Origin of the sequence: Bathymodiolus platifrons methanotrophic gill symbiont (genome assembly GCF_002189065.1) — a bacterium.
In the GTDB taxonomy this organism is placed as follows: domain Bacteria; phylum Pseudomonadota; class Gammaproteobacteria; order Methylococcales; family Methylomonadaceae; genus Methyloprofundus.
On the sequence record NZ_BDMN01000473.1, the window covers coordinates 1 to 1,291 of the forward strand.

At 37.6% G+C, this 1,291-nt stretch carries 2 protein-coding genes; both read right to left on the bottom strand.

Annotated elements, in window-relative coordinates; translation table 11 throughout:
• Positions 1 to 33 precede the first annotated feature (33 nt).
• Positions 34 to 966, bottom strand: a complete 933-nt coding sequence (locus CDZ78_RS19505; RefSeq protein WP_087871452.1) for a hypothetical protein — start codon at positions 964 to 966, stop codon at positions 34 to 36.
• Positions 967 to 1,067: 101 nt separating this feature from the next.
• The coding region (locus tag CDZ78_RS19510; RefSeq protein ID WP_140414244.1) for an META domain-containing protein at positions 1,068 to 1,291 on the bottom strand (224 nt) is incomplete at its 5' end.

Below are 1,291 nucleotides of genomic sequence, written 5' to 3' on the forward strand. Positions count from 1 at the left end.
CGATATCCCCAGTAATACTCAATGCTAGTTATATTAACTAGTAACCACAGACTGCTTCTTTTTCCAGAATACATATCCAAAAATACCCGCTAGTAACAAAGCAATAATATAAGGTACTTTACTAATAATTTGCACGGGTTGCTTAACACTGGTAAATACAAATTTAGTTAATACGCCCAGACCAGAGTCATTAACATCAATAGTGATCGACTTTGCATTTAAAGAAGGTATTTGTATTTCTCCGCCATCAAAAGACTTGTAATTTTTCGATCTAATTTGTACAAAATTAGGATAAATAGGCATCGAAGAAAAACTGGCATCTGAACCGATGGCATCAGCCAGTTCTGACTCTATTTCTCTCGTCGTCTTACCCGCTGTTGTTATTTTTATAGGTGAATTATTATCAATAGTGACACTAACAAAACCCCCTGCTGTTTCTTTTTTTACCGCCTTAGAGAATCCTGCAATATATTCAACAGCCGCTGAATAAACAATATCTATCGCAATACCAGTCGCTGCAGCCTTAAAGCTTTTATCCGGAATAGAATATTTCAATTCCTGGTTACTATAATCCCTAGTAGTAATTCGGGTTAATTCGAAGCCATCCTTATTGCTGACAATAACCTCAGATTTATTATTTTTTGCAACAGCGCCACGGTCTAATGGGGTTCGCGTAACCACTGCCGCATTCAGTGCTTTAGTAATCTTATAGGCTACTTCAGCATCAGTAGTCGGAGATATAGTTTCGGTGCCATTAACAAACATTAGTCCATTAATATCTTTTAGGTCCTCCTCTCCTTTACGCCAAGTGACCAAATAGGAAAATGCTGTTTCCCCGGTTCTTTTAGAAAACCCTGTTTGCAAGCGCAGCTGATTTGTTCCTGCCGGAGCAGAGTACGCGCCTCCGGACACAGAAAACATCAAGATAAAGAGCATTGCTATGCCAAGTTTTTTTATAGTTCTCATTTTCTATCCTTTTATAAATTCCACTCATTATACCTAAGTTATTTGCACTTCTAGTTAACTAAAATGATTGACCAGGTTCATAACACGACTCTCTAAATATCCTATGCAACAAAATAGAGTACTGCACCAAAATAGGCTCCCTTCTGCTTTAAACTCAACATTAATGAACCATAAAAACCGACTAAACGTAATTGATTTGCACGAATTTCATAACGCCTCACTTGTTTCAGTGCTTGTAATATTTGCTGTTCCTGAAGCATTAAATCATTCTCTGCGCAAAATTTACGCGTACTACCTACAGGACCGATCGTTAATTCACTGCCAT